Here is a 23,122-nt window from a genome sequence, read left to right as displayed (position 1 = left end):
ACGTCGATTTCCGCGAACACCCCGTTCGCGATCCGGAACGCCGGTCGGTGATGGCGCCGGCTCAGAACCCGGCGCCCGGAATCCAGCTCGTACCGGCCAGCGGCACCCGGGCCATCGCGGAGGCCTCAATGGTGATCGCCACCAGGTCCTCGGGCTCGAGATGCTGCAGATGCGCCTTGCCGCAGGCGCGGGCGATGGTCTGGGCTTCCATGGTCATCACGCGCAGGAAGTTGGCCAGCCGGCGTCCACCCTCGACCGGGTCGAACCGCGCCGACAGCGCCGGGTCCTGGGTGCTGATGCCCGCCGGGTCCTTGCCGTCCTGGAAATCGTCGTAATACCCGGCGGCCGAACCCAGCGCCTCGTACTCGGCGGTGTAGCGGGGATCGTTGTCGCCCAACGCGATCAGTGCGGCAGTTCCGATGGCGACGGCGTCGGCCCCCAGCGCCATGGCCTTCGCGACATCCGCTCCGTTGCGGATGCCGCCCGACACGATGAGCTGCACCTCGCGGTGAACTCCCAACTCCTGAAACGCCTGTACCGCCTGCGGAATCGCCGCCAGTGTCGGGATGCCGACATGTTCGATGAACACGTCCTGGGTCGCCGCGGTGCCGCCCTGCATGCCGTCGACGACGACGACGTCGGCGCCGGAGTGCACGGCCAGCTTCACGTCGTAGTAGGTGCGGGTGGCGCCGACCTTGACGTAGATCGGCTTCTCCCAGTCGGTGATCTCGCGCAACTCGTTGATCTTGATGGCGAGGTCGTCGGGGCCGGTCCAGTCCGGATGCCGGCACGCGCTGCGCTGATCGATACCCTGCGGCAGGGTGCGCATCGCTGCGACACGTTCGGAGATCTTCTGGCCCAGCAGCATTCCGCCACCGCCGGGCTTCGCGCCCTGGCCGAGCACGATCTCGATGGCATCGGCGCGACGCAGGTCGTCGGGGTTCATCCCGTACCGCGACGGCAGATACTGATACACGAGGTTCTTCGACTGCCCCCGCTCCTCCGGGGTCATGCCACCGTCGCCGGTGGTGGTCGACGTCCCGACCTCCGACGCGCCGCGTCCCAGGGCTTCCTTGGCGCCCGCGGACAGTGCACCGAAGCTCATCCCGGCGATGGTGACGGGAGTATCGAGGTGCAACGGATACTTGGCATTTCGGCTACCGAGCACGACGTCGGTGTCGCAGCGCTCGCGGTATCCCTCGAGCGGGTAGCGCGACATCGACGCACCGAGGAAGAGCAGGTCATCGAAGTGCGGGAGTTTGCGCTTGGCGCCCCATCCGCGGATGTCATAGATTCCGGTGTCGGCGGCCCGCTGGATGGCGGCGATGGTGGTGCGGTCGAAGGTGGCGGACTCGCGCAGCCCGCGCTGTTCGATCGATCGGGTGTCGGTCATGGTGTTCTCCGAAATGCTCAGTACGCTGACGTGTTGTCGGCGTGGAAGTGGTAGAGCTCGCGGGCCGAGCCGTAGCGGGTGTAGTCCCTGGGATCGTCATCCTTGAAGCCGGCGGCCTTCAGCAGACCCGCCAATTCGTCGAGGTGCTCGGCACGCATCGGCTTGGCGACGCAATCCGCGCCGAGCGAGCCGACCTCGCCGCGGACGTAGATGCGGGTCTCGTAGATCGAATCTCCCAGTCCGTCACCGGCATCGCCGCGCACCACCATGCGCCCGGCCTGAGCCATGAAGGCACTGTTGTGGCCGACGTTGCCGCCGACGACGATGTCGACACCCTTCATCGAGATGCCGCAGCGTGCCGCCGCGTCACCTTCGACCACCAAGAGGCCGCCGTGCGCGGTGGCACCGGCCGACTGCGAGGCGTTGCCTTTGACGACCACGGTGCCGCTCATCATGTTCTCGGCCACACCAGTGCCCGCGTTGCCGTTGATGGTGATCTCGGCCTGCTGGTTCATACCGGCCGCGTAGTAGCCGACGTGGCCGTTGACGGTGACCTTGACCGGTGCGTTCACTCCGGCGGCCACGCTGTGCGCGCCCGACGGGTGCTCGATGACGATCTCACCGGCGACATCGTCGCTGTGTAGTGCGGCGTTGATCTCCCGCAGCGGCGTGGTGGCCAGGTCGAATGTGTTGGAGTTCAGCGTGTCCATGCGTAGACCACCTCAGGCTCGGGTTCCCAGATACGTGCATTCTCTACGCCGGGCAGGTTCGCCAGCGCGCGGTACTCGCTGGCCATGGCGACCCAGTCGTCGGTTTCGGCGATGACTGCCGGTTTGCAGGCGATGGCGTCGCGCACCACGGCGAAGGAGTCGTGATTGGACACCAACAGGGTGTAGAAGCCGTCGAAGGTGGTGCACACCTCCTTCAGTGCGGTCTCCACATCCTTGCCCTGTGCGAGCTGATGGGCCACGAATCGGGCGCCGACTTCGGTGTCGTTCTCGCTGTCGAAGGACACCCCTTCGGCGCGCAGCTCACGACGGATGGTCGCGTGGTTGGAGAACGATCCATTGTGCACCAGGCACTGCTCGGGTCCGACCGCGAACGGATGGGCACCCGAGGAGGTCACCGCCGACTCGGTGGCCATGCGGGTGTGCCCGACGCCCTGCCAGCCGCTTGCGCTCGGAAGTCCCCAGGACTGCACCAGATCCCGCGGCGCCCCGACCCCCTTGAGGACAGTGAGGTCGGCGCCGAAGCCGGCGACCAGGGCCTCGGGATACACGGAGGTCACTGCGGTCAGCAGCGTCTCCGCGTCGACGTCGGCCGCGGCGAGGACGAGGGTGTCGTCGACGAGCTGTGCGGTGACCTCGCTTCCCAACTCCGCGCCGACGGCCGCGGTGGCCGCGTCGAGTTCGGCTGCCTCAACACCGGTCTCCAGCAGCGACACACATCCGTGGCCGGCCGGCGACCACGTCGGGTCACCGTAGATGGCGATACCGGCCGAGTCGGCGCCGCGGTCCTGCATTTCGCCGAGCATCTGGCCGAGAAGCTCGCCGAGGCGTGGGTGGAGTTCGGGGTTGCGCAAGTGCAACCCGACGATTCCGCACATGGTGGTTTCCTTGTCTTTCTCGAACGTGTCTGGCTGGGATGTGCCGGTGAGGGTTCTAGAAGGCGGTCAGGTAGTTGTCGATCTCCCACGGAGACACCGCGGAATGCCACGCGAAGAACTCCTCGCGCTTGAGCCGGGAGAAGTACTCCGAGACAGGACCACTCGCACCGTCCTCGATGTCGGGCACTGCGGCGTTGAGCACACCGGTGATCACCGGGTCGGTGTCGAGCGCCTCGACGGCATGCAGCAGGGTCAGCGGCAAAGCGTCGATGTGCTCGGGACAGCTACCGATCTCGCCCGGGTCGAGGCTGCGCTTGACGCCGTCGAGTCCGGCGCCGAGTGCGGCGGCGATGGCCAGATAAGGGTTGGCCGAACCGTCACCGCCGCGCAGCTCGACGCGCTGTTCGTCGGGGACCCGCACATAGTGGGTTCGATCGTTCCCGCCATAGGTGGCCCGACGCGGCGCCCAGGATGCGCCCGACCGGGTGGCAGTCGCGCCGGTTCGCTTGTAGGAGTTGACCGTCGGGGCCATCAGTGCTTGCAGCGCGCAGGCGTGCTCCAGCACGCCTCCCACGAAACCGTAGGCGGTAGGCGACAATCCGAGTCCCCGCTCGTCCTCTCCTGCGGAGTCGGGAAACACCGGTGCACCGCCGGAGGTCAGTGACAGATGGAAGTGCAGACCGGAGCCAGTACGCTCGGCGAACGGCTTGGGCATGAACGTCGCAACCATGCCGCGTTCGGCGGCGATCGTCGACAGCAGGTACCGCAGCGTGATGACCCGGTCGGCGGTGACCAGCGCCTCGGCATACTTGAAATTCTGCTCGAACTGACCGTTGCCGTCTTCGTGGTCGTTGGCGTAGTTGCTCCACCCCAGCTGATTCATCGCCGTGGATACGGCTGTGAGGTGCTCGTACATCCGTGTCAGGCCCCGAACGTCGTAGCACGGCTGATCCGAATCGTCGGCGTCGTCGGCGGTGACGAGCGCACCGTTGGCATCCCGCTTGAGCAGGAAGTATTCGACCTCCGCGCCCACCCACGGCTCGAAGCCGGCGTCAGCCGCCTGCGAGATCAGCGACTTCAGGATATTGCGCGGCGCGAACGGCCACGGCTTGCCCTCGACGTGTGGGTCGCAGTGCACGACCGCGAGACCTTCCTTGATGAACGGGATCGGAGTGAAGGAGGCCGGGTCCGGGATCGCGATCAGGTCGGGATCTTTGGGTTCCTGCCCGATGGCACCCACCGCGTATCCGGCGAAGCCGACACCCTCAGTGGCCAATTCATCGACGGCCTCCACCGGGACGAGCTTGGCACACGGCTTTCCCCGGAGGTCGACGAAGAGGGCGAGGATGAACTTTGTCCCCGAGGCCGCGCACAGGTCGGCGAGTTCGTTGCGGTCAGTCATGGTGCTTCTCCGTTGTGTGGATGTCCAGGTTCATTATGTCCCCTGTAGGGAAACGTTGTCTACACCGAGTAGACCTCGCGATTGTTTCCAGCCGGTTACCGAGTCGTGAGTCCTGTGTGTCGATCGCGGCGGATGGGACCGCATGTTCGACGACCCGGTCAACGACCCCTGCGTCGGATGAGTCAGAGCTCCTTGAGGTGAACCAGACGACTGGTGCAAAGCCGACTCAACGCCAGCAGCAGAGACGCAAGATGAGTTGCGCGACAGGATCAGTCGAATCGACTGATCGCCTCACGCCTTGATCATAACGGTGCTGGACCGGTGTCACGCAAGAGAAACCGAGCGGTAATCGAGGATCCGCAAATTTGCGGATGGAACCTTCCACCGAACCCCATAACTTCTTCCGCAGGACATCGACCAGGCCCGTTCGGGTCACCACAACCTCGCCAGGAAGGGTCAATTCGTGAAGAAGACACTTGATACATCTGCGGCCGAGCGCAGCCGAGGCCGACGCAGCCGCGTCGGAGCCCGGGCGCTGGCAGCCGTGGGCGCTGCCGCAACTCTCGCGCTGACCGCGTGCGGCGGCTCGGGAAGCGACTCCGCGGCAGGAGCCGGCGACGACGGCAAGAACGTCACACTGATTTCGTGCACCAACTCGAATCCGTGGTGCAACGGCTTCAACAAAGGTCTCGAGGAACAACTGGGACAGGAAGGCGTGCAGGTCACTACACAAACCTCGGACTTCGACGCCGCCGAGGCGTCGCGCCAGTTCGCGCAGGCCGTGTCCCAGCGGCCCGATCTCATCCTCTACTACGTCAACGACCCGAACGCTGCAGTCGCCGACTATCAGAAGGCCCAGCAGGCCGGTGTTCCGGTGGTGGTCGTCGACACCGTGGTCGGTGACGAGTCCGACGGCCTCATCGCGGCGGCCCTTCAGCCCGATCATGAGGCACTGGGCACGTTCGCCGCCGAGAACATCCAGGAGGGCCTCAAGGCCCAGGGTGTCACCGAGGGCAACGTCATCGCGATCACCGGGACGGCGACACAGAACACGACTGTGGTCCGCATGAACGCGTTCCGCGAGCAGATGGCGACGACACCGGAGTACACAATCGTTGAAACACAGGATGGCGATTGGGATCCCGTGAAGTCGGCGACGATTGCCTCGCAGATGTTCGCCAAGTACGGGCCCACCGGTATCGCGGCGATCTACGGCATGGCCGACTACCAGGCCGCGTCGATCGCGCAGGCCGCCGAGCAAGCCGGCGCCCCTCTCTACCCCGCATCTGATGAGGGTGTCGTCATCACCGGCAGCAATTGCGCCACAACGGGTATTGACGCGATGCGTGCCGAAAAGGTCTACGGTGGCGCGACGCAGGCACCCGCGCAGGAGGCCGAGCAGTACACGCCGTACATCATGCAGGTCCTCAACGGCGAGTCGCTGGACTCCGACGGCCCGATCAGCGTGCCAGTCGAACGGATCACCTACACGACCGTCGAGGACTTCGCCGACATCTGCGTCTACTGACGCGCGGGCTCTGGCCGCCGGCTCATCCGGCGGCCAGAGCCACTCCCACCGACAGCCCGAAGGGGTCCACTGTGTCCATCCCGAGCTCACCGAACCCGACTGCGCCCGCGTTGGTCGACGCGGCGGATCTCACCAAACGCTACGGCGCCGTACAGGCCCTTCGGGGCGTTCGCCTGACCGTGCGAAGCGGTGAGGTCCACGGCCTCTGCGGCCACAACGGAGCAGGAAAGAGCACCCTGGTCAAAATGCTCGTCGGCCTCGAGCACCCGGACTCCGGCGACCTGCTCGTCGGCGGCGAAGCCGTGACGATGCACGGCGTCCAGGCCGCACAACGCCACGGCATCGCGATGCTCGACCAGGAGTTGAGCTTGGTGCCGGAACTGACCGTTGCGGAGAACATCTTCCTCGGCAACGTGGAGGAGTCACGCATCGTGCGGCGAGCCGACCGGTCACGTCGCGCCAGGGAACTGCTCGATACCGTCGGCTTGCACGACATGCCCACGTCGCGCCTGATCGCGGACACTTCTCTCGGTGAACGCCAATTGATCGAGGTGGCCAGACTACTGGGCCGCAACGCCAAGGTCCTCATCCTCGATGAACCGACGGCGACACTCACCGATGCCGAGATCGAACACGTCTTCGCCGCGGTGAGATCGGTTGTCGCTCAAGGCGCCGGCGTCATCTTCGTGTCGCATCGCCTTGATGAGGTCCTCGACATCTGCGATCGGGTCACCGTCTTGCGAGACGGCCAGACCGTCGCCGAGCAGACCGTGGACACACTGACGAAGAATGATCTCGTCACCCTCATGCTCGGTGACCTTCCTCCCGAAACCAGCTCCGAAGCACCGGGTTTCGGTACCGCAGATGACCCCCTCGCGGGTGTGGAGCCCGGAACCGGACTGTCGATCAAATCGTTGACCGTCGGGACACGCGTGCGCGGGGTCGACCTCGAGGTGCCGGCTGGGATGATCGTCGGAGTCGCTGGTCAGCTGGGTGCTGGTGCCAGCGAAATACTTTCCGCGATATCAGGTCTCGAACCAGAGGTGAGCGGATCGGTGTCCGTCACCGATACCCGTGTCCAGCTGGCCAACCCACTCTCCTCGCGCACGGCGGGAGTCCACTATGTCTCCAACGACCGCAAAGCGACCGGACTCTTCATCTCGAGCACAATCGAATCCAACCTTGTCGCCACCCGACTCAAGGCGATCTCGTCGGCGGGAGTCCTTCGCATGTCGAGGTTCCGGCGCTCGGCACGAGAGCTCGCCGAACTCGTCGGAATCGACATCCGCCGGCTTGCGCTGCCGGTCGGCTCGCTCAGCGGCGGCAACCAGCAGAAGGTGCTCGTCGGCCGGTGCCTCGAGCGGCCCGACCTCAAGGTCCTGCTACTGGACGAACCCACGCGCGGCGTCGATGTCGGAGGCCGCGCCGAGATCCATCGCCTGATCAGACACGCTGCCGCACAGGGGGTCGCTGTGTTGTTCGCTTCTACCGAACTCGACGAGGTGCTCGATCTCGCGGACGTGGTCGTCACCCTGTACAGCGGTCAGGTCGTCGCGATTCGACGCCGGGCCGATACCACTCTGACCGAGGTGTTCAGTGACATGACTCACCGCACGACCACAGAGGTTGCTTGATGACGACCATGGACAGACTCACCGGGACCCGACCCCACCCGGAACCGCCCGAGGCATCCGCCGGCTCACGCATCGTCGATGCCGTCAAGGCCACACCCGTGGCCACGCTCACCACCGGCGGATTGTTCGTCGCAATCCTCGTGACAGGCGGCCTGACCACGCCAGGATTTCTCACCATCGCCAATGCCAAAGCCGTGATCCTCGCCAGCGCATTCGTCGGGATCATCGCGGTCGGCATGACCATGATCATGCTCTGCGGGCGACTGTTCTCCCTCTCGTTGGGAACCACGGCCGCCGTGGGTGCCTTCGCATTCCTCTATTCACTGCAGTGGGGACTCATCCCCGCGATCGTCGTCACGCTCCTGCTGACAGCGGCCACCGGCTGGATTCAGGGCCTGATCGTCGGTGGACTCAACGCCAACCCCATCATCGTCACGATCGCGGCCGGGGTTCTGATGGAGGGCTTGTCACTCCTGCTCACCGGCGGCGTCACGGTCCTGCCCCCGACCGGAGACACCAGTTACGCCTTCCTCAACGGCCGGCCGTTCGGCATACCGATCAGCTTTCTCATCTTCTTGGGGCTCGTGGTGGTGGTCGAACTGATGTTGCGCCGCACCCATTACGGGCGCGATGTGTACGCGGTCGGTGAGAGCGCGGGAGCGGCGCGGGCCGCCGCGATCAGCATTCCGCGGGTCACCGCCGCCGCATTCGCGATCGCCGGAGCATGCGCGGGCCTGGCCGGGATCCTGTTGGCGTCCTTCAACGCCAACGCGACGTTGTCCATCGAGGGAACGTACAACTTCGATGCAATCGCCGCGGTGCTCGTCGGCGGCAGCCTGGTCACCGGCGGCCGCGGATCCGCGGTGCGGACGCTCTTCGGTTCCATCGTCATCGCGACCCTCGCGTCGCTGTTGCTCATCCGCGGCTATTCCACAGGTATTCAACTTCTGGTGAAGGGCTTGATCGTGTTGGTCGTTGTCTGCATCATCCATCTGGGCGACCGCGGGAGCCGACGATGAAGGCCACTGCGCGCCAATGGGCGCCCCGCGGACGCGACGCTTACCCGTTCGCTCTCCTGATCGTCGCGGCCCTCGCACTGTTCATCATCGCGCCGCTGAACGGCGCCGTCGTCGGGACATTCAACGTCTACAACATCCTGCAAGTCGTCGCCGACTACGGTCTGGTCGTCCTCGCGCTCGGACTGACGATGATCGTCAAGGAATACGACATCTCGACCGCCGGCATCTACGCGGTCGGCGGTGTCGTCGCCGTGACCGTCGGTCAGGACTCGCCGCTGCTCGGACTTGCTGCCGCGATAGGAGTCGGACTCATCGCCGGCTTGGTCCAGGGCGGCGCGGTCGCCGGATTCGCAATGAGCTCGGTGCCGGTGACGCTCGGCGGCTACATCACCCTGATCGGACTCGCGCGGGTCGTCAGTAACGACAAGGTCGTGCCCTATGAGAACTTCGATGTCGGCGCGAGGCTCAATGCGCCCATCCTGGAGGTGTTCTCCCTCCGCAGTCTGATCGTGCTCGCCGCCTTTGTCATCGTCGCCCTGCTGATGAGGCAGACGACGCTGGGAATGGAGCTACGCGCCGTCGGCGGCGACCGGCGAGGCGCCCGCATCGCGGGAGTGCGGGTCAACATGGTGCTGCTCGGCACTCTCGTCGCCTCCGGAGTCCTGTCGTCGCTGGGTGGCGGACTGGCCGCCTATGGCCTGTCGACGGCCAATCCGAACCTCGGACTCACCCCGCTGATCTTCGCCACCATCGCTGTCCTGCTCGGGGGAGTCTCACTCTCGGGTGGCCGAGGGTCGGCGTGGGGAATGCTCGCCGGGTTGGCCGCGTACGCGACCGTGCGCGAGACCCTCGCGATCCTGGGCACCGCGGACTGGATGACCAACGTGGTCACCGGCATCCTGTTGTTGGCCGTGACGATCGCCACCGCCCCGGATCTCATTCGCATGCTGGTCACCGCACGTTCCCGACGCCGATCGGCCCGCGGCGGCGTCACCCCCGCGACCCAGCAGGTGCCTGCGTGATCTCGCCTGTCGAGAATCGTTCACACACAGGCCGGTTGGACGCGGGTGCGGCGACGGTGACGATGACCGTAGTGTTCGCCGGCGTCACGGTGGCGACACCACTGCTGCCGACCTACCAGGAGCAGTGGAACCTCTCCGAGACGACGACGACGGCGCTGTTCGTCGCCTATGTCGCGGGCGTGGTCATCGCGCTCCTGCTCCTCGGGCAGGCCGCCGATGTGTACGGTCCGAGGCCGGTGGTGGCGGCGGCAGTCGTGATCGCGACCGCCGGTGGTGTCGTCAATCTGTTCGCCGACTCCGCAGCGACGCTGACGGTGGGACGCGTTCTGCAAGGTCTCGCCGCCGGCCTGATCCCCGGGGCGACGGCTGCGACGCTGGCAACCACCCGGGTGTCGGCGACCTGGCGATCGCGGTTGATCAGTATCGCGACAACGACCGGTATCGCGGTGGGCCTTGTGCTCGGCGGCTTCCTCGTCGACCGAGGGGTCACCGTGGTGTGGTACGCCTATCTGGGCGCAATGCTGCCCTGCATGGCGTGGGCCCTGACGATGCTCTTTCGGGCAGAACGATATCGCACACAGCACTCACTCTTTCGAGTGCCTCTGGTTATCCCTTCGACCGGTCGCGGGCGATTCATCGGCGTTCTCGCGATCGCCGCAGTCACCTTCGCCGGGATGGCTGTCTACGCCGGTGTGGGCCCACGCCTGGTGGGTTCAGGAGCCGAAGATTCCATCGAAGTCGGGGCAGCAGTTGCTGCCGGGTGCTACGTGATCAGTGGCCTGGCGCAGCTCACTGTCGGCCGACGGGTGTCTGGCCCCCGTTGGGGTGCCGCAGCGCTTGCCGTCGGATCAGGTTGTCTCGCTGCGGCCGTCGCACTCACGAATCTCGGCTTGCTGTTCGTGTCGGCAGCACTGGTGGGGATGGCCAACGGACTGCTGTTCCCGATCACACTCACGGCGGCGGACCGGATCGCTCCCGATGGCAGACGCGCCGCGGCCATCTCGACCTACTACCTGGCCATGTACTGCGGTATCGCACTTCCTCTGCTGGGGGCCGGCGCACTTGCCGATGTCATCGGCTTCACGAACGCGGTGCAGGGCCTGGCCCTCGCCATCGGGGCCGCGGCCCTCGTCATCGCCGCTACGGACGCCGCAGTCTCGCACCAACGCGAGTCTGCGCGGATTTGACAGTGCAACAACGAATGAAAGGACCCAACATGTCCGACCTGCTCAGCGGGAAAGTCGCCATCATCACCGGTGGCTCTCAGGGGATGGGGGCCGCACAGGCCCAACTCTTCGTCGACGAGGGCGCACATGTCGTCATCGCCGATATCGCCGATGACCTCGGCCAGGAGCTCGCCGAGAAGCTCGGCGAGGCCGCCACCTACGCACACCTGGACGTCTCCGACGCCGACGCGTGGAAGACGGTGATCACCGACACGGTGACCACCCACGGTCGCCTCGACATCCTGGTCAACAATGCCGGCGTCTACAAGCGCGCGATGATCGAGGACACCACACTCGAGCTGCTCGACTTCCATTACCGCATCAATCAACTCGGCGTATTCCTCGGCATGCAGGCGGCTTTCCCGGCGATGCGCGACTCGGGTGGCGGGTCGATCATCAACGTCTCGTCCATCTCCGGTCTGGGCGCACTCCCCGGCCACGCCGCTTACGGCACCACCAAGTGGGCCGTGCGCGGAATGACCAAGTACGCCGCACGCGAGTTCGGTCCGCATGGTGTGCGGGTCAACTCGACGCATCCGGGCTTCATCGACACGACAATGCTGCTGGAGAACTCCGAGGAGTTGAACTCGAGTATCGAGACCGTGACCCCGCTGGGACGCCGGGGTTCGGTCGTCGAACTTGCCGAGGTCACCGCGTTTCTCGCATCCGACCAGAGCAGCTACGTCAACGGCGCCGAGATGACCATCGACGGCGGCGCCAGCATCTGACCGACCGGCGCCATCGAGCGTCGCAATGTCTATTCGAACAGAGAAGATAGGAAACACATCATGGGACACCTGCAACTGCCGCCCGGGAAGAAGATCGCCGTCAGCCTGGGCACCGACTTCGACGCGCAATGTCTGTGGTTGGGCGGATTCAACCGTCCCACGCCGTCATTCATGTCGCGCGGCGAGTTCGGCGCGAAGGTCGGCGTGCCACGACTCCTGGACCTGTACAAGCAGTTCGACGTCCGGACCACCTGGTTCGTACCGGGACACTCGGTCGACACCTTCACCGAAGAATGCAAGGCCGTCGCCGACAACGGCCACGAGTTCGGCCATCACGGCTACTACCATGAGAACCCGACGATGATCTCCGCCGACACCGAACGCCGGCTCGTCGACCTCGCCTTCGACACCTTCAAGAACGTGCTCGGAGTCCGCCCCGTCGGATACCGATCCCCGTACTGGGACTACAGCGAGAGCACGCTGGACATCCTCGAGGACACCGGCATGATCTACGACACCAGCCTGATGGGACGCGACTACCACCCGTATCATCCGCAGCGCTGGCAGATCAATTGGGAGAAGGCCAATGTCGCCGGACGCGCGAGCCGAGTGCTCGAGATCCCGGTGAGCTGGTACCTCGACGACTTCCCACCGCTCGCGTACACCGGGACCCAAGCGGGGATGCAAGACTCTCGCACCATCCTGCAACGGTGGAAGGACATCTTCGACTTCGGGTATCAACGAGAGGAAAACCCCGTCTTCGCGACCTGCGTGCACCCGCAGATCATCGGGCAGCCACACCATCTCATGTGGTACGAGGAGTTGCTCGGCTACATCGCCGGTCACGAGGGTGTCTGGTTCGCAACCCTCGAGGAGATCGCGAAGGCCTGGGTTCCCGACGAGGAGGACCAGAAACTCTTCGAACTACCCGACTTGCGCGGTGTCGAACCGACTCCCGCCGAATCCGGCTGGGTCTGACCACCAACTCGTGACCCCGGGCGGCCCTCAAACCGGGCCGCCCGGGGGACGATTCCCAACTGCCCTTCGGAGGAGCGTCGATGAACCCCACCGCCCACAGCGACCCGCAACCGCTGACTGCCGACCGGAGCGACCCTCGGCAAGACGAATATTGCGTATCCGACTTGACCGACGACGTGGAGATCCTCGTCGACACGTGGGGCATTCCCCACGTCTACGCGACCACACGAATGGATGCCTTTGTCGCCCAGGGCTTCCATGCCGCACGAGACAGGCTCTTCCAGATCGATCTGTGGCGGCGGCGCGGATTGGGTTTGCTGGCCGAGGTTCTCGGGCCCGAGTATGTGTCACAGGACCGCGCGACCCGTCTGTTCCTCTATCGCGGCGACATGCGCTCGGAATGGCTCTCCTACAGCACCGATGCCGAGGAGACCGTGAGCGCATTCGTGGCCGGAGTGAATGCCTACGTGTCCTGGGCTCTGCAAGATCCGGAACGGCGGCTGCCGCCGGAGTTCGGTGCGCTCGGGTTCCTTCCGGCGTACTGGCGCCCCGAGGACGTCGTACGCATCCGGACGCACGGACTGCTGTACAACGTCGAACAGGAACTCGCCCGCGCACTCACCCTGCGCGACCTGGGGGCCCCGGGGGAAGAGTTCCGATCGGTACGCGAGCCGGCGGGTGAGCTCGACGATGCGGATGTGAGCCTCTACGCCCACCTTCGCGATGAGGTCCTCGACGTTTACCGTGAGGCCTTTGCGCCGGTCGACTTCGGCACGGCGACTGCGTCGGAGGTGTCGACGCCCTCCGGCAGCAACAACTGGGTGATCGCGCCGTGGTTGTCGGCGTCGGGCCGACCGGTGATGGCCAACGATCCGCACCGGGCCGTCACCCTGCCGGCATTGCGCTATCTCGCCCACCTCGAGGCGCCCGGGCTCAGCGTCATCGGCGCCGGAGAACCCAACCTGCCGGGAATCTCGATCGGACACAACGGACGTGTCGCCTTCGGCCTGACGATCTGGCCGGTCGATCACGAGGACATGTACATCTACGAGCTGCATCCCACCGACGATTCCCGCTATCGATACCGGGGCGGCTGGGAGAAGTTCGAGGTCGTCGAGGAATCGTCGCCGGTTGCCGGAGAAGCCGATGTCGTCCACCAACTCTCGTATACCCGCCACGGACCGGTCGTGTACACGGATCTGGATGCGCGGAGGGTCGTGGCGATACGAGCGGTCTGGTTGGAGCCGGGAATGGCCCCCTACCTCGCCAGCCTCGAGTATCAGGACGCCGCGGACGCCGACGAGTTCCGCCGTGCGTTACGTCGTTGGGGCGCGCCCGGAGTGAACATGGTGTACGCCAGCAAGGACGGCGACATCGGTTGGCAAGCCAGCGCCTTGGTGCCACGCCGCGTGGGTTGGGATGGTTCGAGGCCGGTCCCGGGAGACGGCACATTCGAATGGGACGGATTCGCGTCCGTTGACGAGCTCCCATCGGCGGTCAATCCCGAGAGCGGCTGGTTCACCACGTCGAACCAGAACAACGTGCCCGACGTCCACGACAGCGTGGCACTGCCGACCACGGTGGATTGGTATTCGAGTGCGCGCCATGAACGTTTGCGCGCGTGGTTCACCAGCGGTGCGCCGCTGGATGTGGAGTCCAGCATCAACATGCAGTCCAACGCCGACAATGTTCATGGACGCCGGTTGCTGGAAGCACTCTCCGGTGTCGCCACGCCGGAGGGGTTTGCCACGGAGTGGCGGGAGCTGCAGGAGTGGGACGGGACCGAGTCCATCGATTCGCGTGCGGCACTGATCTTCCAGGTCTGGCAGCGACGACACTTCCGGCCGTGGCTGGTCGACACGTGCTTCCAGCGCCTTGGTGTTCCGGCGGAAAACGCGGCGGCGGGGCGTCACCGACTGCTACGGGCAGACACACTGTTTTCCGATATCAGGCCCGACCTGCGCATGGTCGCGTCATTCGACCAGAACGACGACGGGGATCTTCAACTCCTCGGCAAAGGGGTCGCCGAGACGTTGCCGTCCGCCCTCGCCGAAATCGCGGACCTCCTTGGTCCGGACCGAGACCGCTGGCAGTGGGGAGCGCTTCACCGGACCACATTGCGACATGCGGTCTTGTCCAAGACACCGAACACACCTTCCGAATGGGGTGAGTTGGCACCCGTTCCGCGCTCCGGCAGCGGCGACACAGTGGGACTCACCGGGTACGACGCAGAGTTCAACGCCGTGATGGGGTCGAGCTTCCGGATCGCCGTCGACGTCGGAGAGTGGGACAGCAGTCTGGTACTCAATTCGCCCGGCCAATCCGGTGATCCGCGTTCGGATCACTACGCCGATCTGTTGCCTGCCTGGCAATCAGACACGGCCTTCCAGTTGGCGTACAGCCGAGAAGCGGTGGAATCCGTTGTCGCACGACGTATCGTCCTGCGTTCCGCGGCGAGCGACGAGGCGCCGACCCGATGACCCGCGTGGGGTACCGGATCGCACTGATCCCCGGTGACGGAATCGGCGCCGAGGTCGTTCCGCCCGCGGCCGCAGTCCTGCAGGCCATCGGCCACCGCCATGGGATCACCTTCGACTTCGATGAGTTCGACTGGTCGTGCCAGCGTTACGTGCATGAGGGGGCTATGATGCCCACCGACGGCATCGATACGATTCGCGGTCACGACGCGATTCTGCTCGGCGCCGTCGGCTGGCAGGGGGTACCGGACAGTATCTCCCTCTGGGGTTTGCTGATTCCCCTCCGACGGGCGTTCCACCAGTATGTGAACCTGCGGCCGATCATGGTCTTCGATGGTGTGCGTTCACCCCTGACCGCCGCGAAGGACGCCACTCGCGTTGACGGGGTGGACTTCGTCATCGTCCGGGAGAACGTCGAGGGCGAGTACTCCGAGATCGGCGGACGGATGAATCGGGGACTAGCCTCCGAACAGGCCATCCAGACAGCGGTCTTCACCAGGCCAGGAATCTCCAGAGTCGCCGAGTACGCTTTCGGTCTGGCCGCCGGCCGACGCGGACGTGTCACATCGGCGACGAAATCGAACGGGATCGTCCACACGATGCCGTTTTGGGACGAGGTCGTGTCGGAGGTCGCCGAGGATCACCCCGGCGTCGCGCTCCGCAGTGAACACATCGACGCGCTGGCGGCCAAGATCGTTCTGGAGCCGGCCGCTTTCGACGTCATCGTCGCATCCAACCTCTTCGGCGATGTGCTCTCCGACCTCGCTGCCGCGGTTGCGGGTTCGATCGGGATCGCGCCGTCGGGCAACCTCAACCCGGAGCGCGAATTCCCCTCGATGTTCGAACCGGTGCACGGATCGGCCCCCGACATCGCCGGACGCGATCTCGCCAATCCGGTGGGTGCCATATGGTCCGCGGCGATGATGCTCGAGCACCTCGGACACCGCGAGGCGGCGACCGAGATCCTGGACGCCGTGCGCGCGCTGTTCGTCGACGGGATACGCACCCGCGACATCGGCGGTTCGGCCGGCACCGCCGAGTTCACCCGGGAACTGCTGAAGCGAATCGACTAGCGACCGGAGGACATCTCGAGACTCCCGGGCAGACGGAACTCTCCGGTCGTGAACGGTCCCCCACTCACGATCACCTGGGCGCCGTCCTGGATCTGGAAGATCAATTGCGGTTGGGCCAGCGAGGGATCACCGACAGGACCCGCAAAGCCCTGCGCCGCCTGCCCGGGCGTGTCGAAGTTGTAGGTGCCGTTCACCCCTCGATAGGGATGCGACCGCAACGCCGTGGCCACCTCGCCGGGATCGGTGAGATCCTCCGACATCCGCCACGCCAACGCGATGCGGTGCATGCGATCGTAGGCGAGGCCGGCGTGCGAGCGTCCCGGGCGGACACCGAAGCGGCGAGTGTAGCGGCGGCTGAACGCCACACCGCGAGTGTCCGAATAGGTCCCGGTCATCGTCGCCCAGAGGACTCCTTCGGCGGCAGCACCGAGGCGGTCCCGGAACGCCGGCACGGAGGGTGCATAGATTGCATATGCGAGCGTTGGCGAACCGGAGTCGTGCAAGGCCAGAACCGCTTGCTCGACGTCCTCGACGAAGTAGCTGCCGATCATCACCGCGGCCGCGGGTTCGGTCAATGCCTGTTGTACGGCCCGGGCCCATCCGCCATCAGCATTCGAACCGGTGACGGGCACCACCTCGAGCTGCCAGCCCGACTCCTCGGCCAGCGAGGCGGCTGCCGAGACACCGAAGTCGACGTGACTCCAGTTCTTTTGCAGCACCACAAGACGTTTCGAGGGACTACGCCAGTGGCCGGCATCGCACAGCGACTGCATGTACGAGACGAAGGCCGGCGCATAGCTCGTGTCGCTGGCACAGACCTGGAACACATGGCCGAAGCGTCCCAGGTCATTTTGGACAGCGCGTTCCATGACGCCGCTGGTGGCTGCGTGCAGATACGGGATTCCGGAGTCGCCGGCGATCTCGTGAGCGACGTCCTGGGCCGCGAGATACCCCGAGGTCAGTACGTCGGCGCCGCCGCTGAGAAGCTGATCGAATGCCGACCTCACCGACACCGATGACGTGACGTCGACATCGACCAACAGCGGTTTGACCTCACGCCCTCGAACACCGCCGGCCGCGTTGATCTCATCCATGGCGAGCTGAAGTCCGTTGAGCATCTCGCGTCCGTCGTCGCGACCGAGGCCGGTGCGCGGGACCGCAGCCCCGACCACGAGCTTGCGACGCCGCCGGTGGATGATCCCCGGCGCCGACGGGCGGCGGTGCGTGGAAACGGTGCTCGACTGGTCTACCGCCGCGGCGCGCACGAGTCGACCGACAGACAACTTGGCGTAGTACTCGGTGGCGCCCGGCAGCGGCACCTGCAGCAGACCCGCGTCGAGCGCATACGTGGCGGCGGCCGTTCTCGTCGGCATTCCCAGTTTCTGAAGGACGTTCTTGATGTGCGATGCCGCAGTCCGGTCCGAGATGAACAGGTCCTCGGCCACCTGCACGTTTCCGCGTCCGGTGACAAGGAGAGTGAGCACTTCGAGTTCGCGACCCGACAGGCCGTGCGGAAGCTCGGTGATCTGTTCACCAGCGAGGAGAACGTGATCGACACTGCCGTCGGTGTGCAGTTCCACGGTGACCCGACACAACATGGCATCGGAGTTGGGGCGCCAGAGGAAACTGCACTTCGTCAGGGACGTCCGGAACATCGCGGTAGCCAGTCGGACCAGTTCGACGGGCACATCGTCAGGCGTCCCTCGCTCGATGATGCCGAGCTGCCCCGAGCGTCGGACACGCACCACAAAAGGCGCACCGCTCCAGGGACCCTCGTCGATTCGGACAGATCTACCCACGGTGTTCTCCTTCGTCACGAATCCTCGCCACGTTCCCGATTCATGACAGGGAACAAAGTGTATCGGTAGTGGCCAGTCGCTGCACTTTGGTCAGGCGTCCACCCGCTGCGCGGCCCGCAGACATTCAACGAACCCGTCGACGGCCGGCTTCGCAAGATCGGTCGGACGCGCGATCAACAGCTCCGTGGTCGGCGCATTGTTGATGGTCCGGATCACCACATCGGCCGGCCGGAACCGTCCCACCGATGCCGGCAGGATGGAAATCCCGACACCCGCCGACACCAAGCCGACCACGGTCTCGTGATGGATAGCCTCCTGCACCACCAGGGGCTCGGCGCCGACGGTGGCGAACAGGGCCCAGATCTGCGCCACATACGCCGGCATGAGGTCGTTGGGGAACAGGATGAGCCGCTCGTCGACGAGGTCGTCGACGTCGATGCTCTCATGTGAGGCAAGCGCGTGCTCCACCGGGACGACCGCGACCATCGGCTCGGCGAACAGCGGTTCCACCGTCAACCCGGGGTCGGCTCCCCCGGATCGGATCAGCCCGACGTCGAGAGACCCTGCCGTCAGAGCATCGAGCTGCTCCCGAGTTGTCAGCGGAGACAGATCCACGCGGACCATCGGGTGGATCTCGCGGAAGATCCGCAACCCCGGCGGCAGCACCGTCCCGCTCGCCGAACTGACGAAGCCGACCCGAATGCGCCCGCGCCGCCCCTCTGCATGGTCACGGGCTTCGAGTACCGCATCGTCGAGGTCATCGAGCAACGCATCGACCCTCTCGGCGAACACCTCCCCGGCCCCAGTCAACGCCACGCGCCGCGTGGTGCGATCGAAAAGCCGCGCGCCGACCTCCCGCTCCAGTTCTTTGATGTGTGCGGTCAGCGGCGGTTGGGAGATGTGCAGCCGAGCGGCCGCCCGTCCGAAGTGCAGTTCGTCGGCAAGCACGCGGAAATACCGAAGGTGACGCAGCTCCATCGCATTATTCTCTCCATCAGAATAGTTATCGTCAAATACGTATTGGAGTTTTGTTAATCAGCACCGTCTACTGGAAGTGCACTGACTTTCAGCGGACGGACACCGAAATGACGATCGACCACGCCCCACCCCTCCAACGCTCCGACATACCCGTCCGAATCGTGCGCGCGGCAGACCTCGCCGCCACGCCATGGCGCAACGGCGGCGGCGTCACCCGGCGAATCGTCACCGGCGGCCCCGCCGACGGCCCGGACTGGACCCTGAGCATCGCCGACATCGACTCTTCCTGTCGGTTCTCACAGTTCCCCGGAATGGATCGAACGGCCGTCGTCGTGGGCAACGACCCGGTGGAACTCACCGTCAACGACACGACGCACACCCTGGCGCTTCTCGACCGCGTGACTTTCGCGGGCGAGGACATCGTGTCCGCCACCCCCATCCGGCGGCCGACACGACTGCTCAACCTGATGATGCAGCGCGCCACGTGCGACGGCACGCTCACCCTCCGCCACGTCCGAGGCACGGTCGATGCCGTTACCGACGACACCGTCGCGCTGGTGGTGCTCGCCGGCCACCTCATCATCGATCAGCAGCAATTGCGCCGCTGGGACACTGTCGTTCTCACCGATCTGACACCCCAGATCCGTGGTGCCGCAACTGTCGCCGCCGTCCGGCTGCACTCCGAGGAGAATCCATGACCGAATCCATCACCCACACGACCTCGGTGAGCGGTCTGCTCGCCGAGATCGCCGACATCGGCACCGACAGCGCCCGTGGCGGTTACAGCCGGCCGGTGTACTCCGCTGCCGAGCTCGAGCTTCGAGAATGGTTCATCGCAGCGGCCCGCGCACGATCACTGGACATCGAGCAGGACCGCAACGGCATCATCTGGGCGTGGTGGAACCCTGCCCGGCTCCCCCTCACCGACGCGGTGGTCACCGGTAGCCACCTCGATTCGGTTCCCGGCGGCGGCGCCTTCGACGGCCCGCTCGGTGTCGCGTCCGCGCTCGCCGCCATCGACTCCCTGCAGGCCGGTTCGGTGATGCCCGAGCGTCCCCTCGCGCTGGCGGTCTTCCCCGAGGAGGAGGGCTCACGCTACGGATTGGCCTGCCTGGGTTCGCAGTTGATGACCGGCGCGGTCACCCCCCAACGGGCTGCCGCGCTCACCGACGCCGACGGCACCACCTTCGCCGACCTCGCGGCCCGCAACGGACTCGATCCGGCCGGCATGGGTCGTGACGACGAGCGACTGTCGCAGATCGGCTGCTTCGTGGAACTGCATGTCGAGCAGGGTCGCGGTCTGATCGATCAGGACCGGGCCATCGCGATCGGGTCGTCGATCCTCGGCCACGGACGGTGGCGACTGTCGTTCAGCGGCCAAGGCAATCACGCCGGCACCACCCTGATGGACGGGCGCCGCGACCCCATGCTCGCCGCCGCCGCAACGGTTCTGGACGTACGACGACTCGGCCGGGCCGTCGATGGTGCCCGCGCCACCGTCGGTAAACTCGATCCGATTCCGGGTGGCAGCAACGTGATCGCATCACGGGTCGATGTCTGGCTCGACGTCCGCCATTCCGACGACGCCGTGGTGGCCGCGCTGGTCGCCGACATCGCTGCCGTCGCCCGCGAGCATGCTGGGGCCGAGGGCTGCTCGGTGACGCTGACCGAGGCGTCGATGAGTCCACGGGTGGACTTCCATCCCGGCCTGCGCGGTCGGCTCTCCGACATCCTGCCCGACGCCCCGATCCTGCCGACCGGCGCCGGTCACGACGCCGGCGTTCTCAAAGAGGAGATCCCCACGGCGATGCTGTTCGTCCGCAACCCCACCGGCATCTCGCACTCCCCCGAAGAGTACGTCGAGGACCCTGACGCCGATGCCGGCGGCGACACCCTCGCCACCGTTCTCGCGGATCTGCTGACCCAGCCCTGAAACACACCTCTACCCCACCCTTGACCCACGGAAAGTGAACTCACCCATGACCCCCACCACCACACGTTTCCTCATCGTCGGCGGCGGCCTCGAAGGCCTCGCCATCGCCTGGTCGCTGGCCGATCAGGGCGAGACCGACGTCCTCGTCGTCGAACGGGACACGCTGTGCTCCGGGATGACCGGCAAGTCCAGCGGCGTCGTCCGTTGCCACTACGGCAACCCGTCGCTGGCCGCGATGAGCTGGTACGGCGTCGACATCTTCACCCGCGCAACGGAATTGTTCGGTGACGACATGGCTTTCCAGCAATGTGGTTACGTGGTCGGTGTCGGCGAGAACAACGTCGGCCCGTTGCGCGCGAACGTCGAGATGATGCAAGGTCTCGGCATCGACGTCGACTTCATCGGCCACGACACGATGGCCGAGCTGTGGCCGGGTCTGCACCTCGACGACTTCGCCGCCTTCGCCTACGAGCCGCTCGGCGGGCGTGGTGAGGCCTATATGGCCGGCATGGCGTTCGCTGCCGCGGCCCGCAAGCTCGGCGTGAAGGTCCGCCAGTCGACGACGGTGACCGAGCTCCTGCAAGGTGACGACGGACGCGTCGTCGGCGCCGCACTGGCCAACGGGGACACCATCTACGCCGACACGGTGATCGTCGCGGCCGGCCCGTGGACCCCGGCACTCACCGAGCCGGTCGGCGTGCCGGTCGACGTGCGCGCACAGCGCGCGCAGCTCGTGCTGATCGATCAGGGCGAGCCGACCCCGGTGGTGCCGGTGCTCTCCGATCTGGCGGGCCTGTCCTACATCTGTCGCGAACCCAACGGCGAACTGCTGATGGGGAACTCGGATCACTCTGCGCCGCAGTACATCGATCCGGACAACTACATCAACCGCGCCGACGAGTCCACCATCGACAAGATCATCATGAAGGCGGGGCATCGCCTGCCCGACATGCCGGATCCGCGGATCACCAGCAGCTATGTCGGCGCCTACGACGTGACGCCGGACTACAACCCGATCATCGGCCCCGCGCCGGTCGACGGGCTGTTCCTGGCGACCGGATTCTCCGGTCACGGCTTCAAGATCTCCCCCGCCGTCGGCAAACTCGTCGCCGATCTGCTGCTCAGCGGCTCCACGACGCTGAAGAACGTCGACCCCCGAGACTTCCGGCACTCCCGATTCGCCGAGGGCGATCTGTTGCTGAGCCTGAACCCGTATGAGGGGGCCGGCGAGATGCGGTGATGCCACCACGACCGTCGGCTGTCCATCAACGAGTCCCGACCCGCCGCGACCACTCAACTGGTCACGGACGGCTCATCTGCCGCGTGCCGGCCGATATGGAACTCGTCGGTGTCCACCTCGTTCGAGCTGCGGTTACGCCAGACACCGAGGAGGTAGAACGCCAGGCCACCGACCAACCAGCACAGCAGCACACCGATCGAGTGCAGCGCTCCGTTCCCGTTGAAGAAGGCGACGTCGCGCAGCATCGTTCCGGTGGCCCCCGGCGGTAGGAGCTGCCCGATCTGACCCCACGGCGTCGGTAGCATCTCGGGTGCACTTGCCAACCCCGACAGCGGGTTCCCGAGGAAGATCAGCAGGATCGCAGCGATGCCCAGCCCGGCCCCGCCGAGCAGCTCACGCAGCCCCAGGACAGCGAAACACGTTGCGGCGATCCCCAACATCGCGGCGAGACTGGTGACCCAGTAGCTGCCGTCGAAGGTGCCGATCACATACGTGAGCGTAGCCACCAGCGCGAGCCCACCGACCACCGAGACCCCGAGCGCGGTGAGCACCCGCGCACCGGGCGTGTGGATCAGCAGCATGATGACCATCGCGCTGATCCAGCCGCCCAGCGCGAGCGGCAGGGCACCGGCCGCGAGCCCGGCCCCCTTCGGGTCGTCGGGCGGGAACGATCGGATGTCGACGGTCTGCGACGACCCGCCGACAGTCTGCGACACGCGTGTGCCAACCGTCGAGATCGCCGTGGCCACCGCCGGACTCGCCGCCGAGGCCACCATGGCGTTCACGTCCCGGCCGTCGACGATCAGTGCTCCGTAGATGTCGCGATGGTCGATCGCGTTGCGCGCGGCGTCGGGGCTGTCATATCGGGTGATCTCGAAACCGTCGAGCTGTTGGCTCAACTCGTCGGCCTGCGCCGCGGGAGCGACCACGCCGATCGGAACGTCGTGCGGGCCGGAGTTGGCCGCCGGGAGCGCGAATGCGGTGACCATTGCGGCCAGGAGCGCCGCGACCCCCACGACGATACCGATGATCGTGCGCGGGTTCGGGCGAGCGACGGTTCCGTCCGCCGGAGACAGCATTGCCATG

The 23,122-nt window shown here is 65.9% G+C and carries 19 protein-coding genes; 12 read left to right on the top strand and 7 right to left on the bottom strand.

Translation table 11 applies throughout. The features are described from left to right. Positions 1-61: 61 nt before the first annotated feature. The 4 genes from NWF22_RS12155 to glnT are packed head-to-tail and all read right to left on the bottom strand — an operon-like array spanning position 62 to position 4,401. Positions 62-1,393: an FMN-binding glutamate synthase family protein gene (locus NWF22_RS12155; RefSeq protein WP_160901937.1), complete on the bottom strand. Its 1,332-nt coding sequence runs from the start codon at positions 1,391-1,393 to the stop codon at positions 62-64. 17 nt (positions 1,394-1,410) lie between these two features. Next, positions 1,411-2,103, bottom strand: coding sequence for a GltB/FmdC/FwdC-like GXGXG domain-containing protein (locus tag NWF22_RS12150; RefSeq protein ID WP_160901936.1), 693 nt, complete (start codon positions 2,101-2,103; stop codon positions 1,411-1,413). Beyond that, on the bottom strand, positions 2,091-2,999 hold the full coding sequence (locus NWF22_RS12145) for a class II glutamine amidotransferase domain-containing protein (protein ID WP_160901935.1): 909 nt from the start codon (positions 2,997-2,999) through the stop codon (positions 2,091-2,093). Before NWF22_RS12145 ends, NWF22_RS12150 begins: the two co-directional genes overlap by 13 nt. Positions 3,000-3,054: 55 nt before the next feature. Continuing rightward, positions 3,055-4,401 (bottom strand): type III glutamate--ammonia ligase, encoded by a 1,347-nt coding sequence (gene glnT, locus NWF22_RS12140; protein ID WP_160901934.1) that lies wholly within the window; start codon positions 4,399-4,401, stop codon positions 3,055-3,057. 463 nt (positions 4,402-4,864) lie between these two features. Here glnT and NWF22_RS12135 point away from each other — a divergent pair, with 463 nt between their 5' ends. The 9 genes from NWF22_RS12135 (at position 4,865) to NWF22_RS12095 (ending at position 16,086) form a co-directional block, all read left to right on the top strand. Then, entirely contained in the window at positions 4,865-5,929 is a 1,065-nt protein-coding gene (locus tag NWF22_RS12135; protein ID WP_160901933.1) for a sugar ABC transporter substrate-binding protein, read from the top strand. Between the two features lie 71 nt (positions 5,930-6,000). Continuing rightward, a complete protein-coding gene (locus NWF22_RS12130) occupies positions 6,001-7,563 on the top strand; it encodes a sugar ABC transporter ATP-binding protein (RefSeq protein ID WP_160901932.1) in 1,563 nt (520 codons plus the stop codon). Further along, entirely contained in the window at positions 7,563-8,582 is a 1,020-nt protein-coding gene (locus NWF22_RS12125) for an ABC transporter permease (RefSeq protein WP_160901931.1), read from the top strand. Before NWF22_RS12130 ends, NWF22_RS12125 begins: the two co-directional genes overlap by 1 nt. Continuing rightward, a complete protein-coding gene (locus NWF22_RS12120; RefSeq protein WP_160901930.1) occupies positions 8,579-9,604 on the top strand; it encodes an ABC transporter permease in 1,026 nt (341 codons plus the stop codon). The genes NWF22_RS12125 and NWF22_RS12120 overlap by 4 nt, the downstream gene beginning before the upstream one ends. Positions 9,605-9,666: 62 nt before the next feature. Then, entirely contained in the window at positions 9,667-10,791 is a 1,125-nt protein-coding gene (locus tag NWF22_RS12115; RefSeq protein WP_160901929.1) for an MFS transporter, read from the top strand. A 29-nt stretch (positions 10,792-10,820) separates the two neighbouring features. Then, the gene (locus NWF22_RS12110) at positions 10,821-11,558 is read left to right on the top strand and encodes an SDR family NAD(P)-dependent oxidoreductase (RefSeq protein ID WP_160901928.1); all 738 of its coding nucleotides are present in this window, start codon (positions 10,821-10,823) and stop codon (positions 11,556-11,558) included. A gap of 60 nt (positions 11,559-11,618) precedes the next feature. After that, complete coding sequence (locus tag NWF22_RS12105) at positions 11,619-12,536, top strand: polysaccharide deacetylase family protein (RefSeq protein WP_160901927.1); 918 nt, start codon at positions 11,619-11,621, stop codon at positions 12,534-12,536. Positions 12,537-12,616: 80 nt separating this feature from the next. Then, on the top strand, positions 12,617-15,016 hold the full coding sequence (locus NWF22_RS12100; protein WP_160901926.1) for a penicillin acylase family protein: 2,400 nt from the start codon (positions 12,617-12,619) through the stop codon (positions 15,014-15,016). Further along, positions 15,013-16,086: a tartrate dehydrogenase gene (locus tag NWF22_RS12095; protein ID WP_160901925.1), complete on the top strand. Its 1,074-nt coding sequence runs from the start codon at positions 15,013-15,015 to the stop codon at positions 16,084-16,086. Before NWF22_RS12100 ends, NWF22_RS12095 begins: the two co-directional genes overlap by 4 nt. On the opposite strand, the gene NWF22_RS12090 is transcribed toward NWF22_RS12095, so the two are convergent. Together NWF22_RS12090 and NWF22_RS12085 are read right to left on the bottom strand one after the other, a co-directional pair. Then, entirely contained in the window at positions 16,083-17,885 is a 1,803-nt protein-coding gene (locus NWF22_RS12090; protein ID WP_160901924.1) for an ABC transporter substrate-binding protein, read from the bottom strand. The genes NWF22_RS12095 and NWF22_RS12090 overlap by 4 nt on opposite strands. A 90-nt stretch (positions 17,886-17,975) precedes the next feature. Then, positions 17,976-18,863, bottom strand: a complete 888-nt coding sequence (locus tag NWF22_RS12085; RefSeq protein ID WP_160901923.1) for a LysR substrate-binding domain-containing protein — start codon at positions 18,861-18,863, stop codon at positions 17,976-17,978. A 107-nt stretch (positions 18,864-18,970) separates the two neighbouring features. On the opposite strand from NWF22_RS12085, the gene NWF22_RS12080 reads away from it, so the two are divergent. The 3 genes from NWF22_RS12080 to NWF22_RS12070 are packed head-to-tail and all read left to right on the top strand — an operon-like array spanning position 18,971 to position 22,036. Further along, positions 18,971-19,561, top strand: a complete 591-nt coding sequence (locus tag NWF22_RS12080) for a HutD/Ves family protein (protein ID WP_160901922.1) — start codon at positions 18,971-18,973, stop codon at positions 19,559-19,561. Beyond that, complete coding sequence (locus NWF22_RS12075; RefSeq protein WP_160901921.1) at positions 19,558-20,796, top strand: allantoate amidohydrolase; 1,239 nt, start codon at positions 19,558-19,560, stop codon at positions 20,794-20,796. The genes NWF22_RS12080 and NWF22_RS12075 overlap by 4 nt, the downstream gene beginning before the upstream one ends. Before the next feature lie 46 nt (positions 20,797-20,842). After that, positions 20,843-22,036, top strand: a complete 1,194-nt coding sequence (locus NWF22_RS12070) for an NAD(P)/FAD-dependent oxidoreductase (RefSeq protein WP_160901920.1) — start codon at positions 20,843-20,845, stop codon at positions 22,034-22,036. 53 nt (positions 22,037-22,089) lie between these two features. Here the strand turns inward: NWF22_RS12070 and NWF22_RS12065 are convergent, their stop codons facing one another. Beyond that, positions 22,090-23,121, bottom strand: coding sequence for an ABC transporter permease (locus NWF22_RS12065; protein ID WP_202398466.1), 1,032 nt, complete (start codon positions 23,119-23,121; stop codon positions 22,090-22,092). Between the last annotated feature and the right edge of the window lies 1 nt (position 23,122).

The sequence above is a fragment of the Gordonia mangrovi genome, assembly GCF_024734075.1.
GTDB classification, from domain to species: Bacteria; Actinomycetota; Actinomycetes; order Mycobacteriales; family Mycobacteriaceae; genus Gordonia; species Gordonia mangrovi.
The sequence above is the reverse complement of the archived record's forward strand: the minus strand, read 5'-3'. Positions and strand labels throughout refer to the sequence as shown.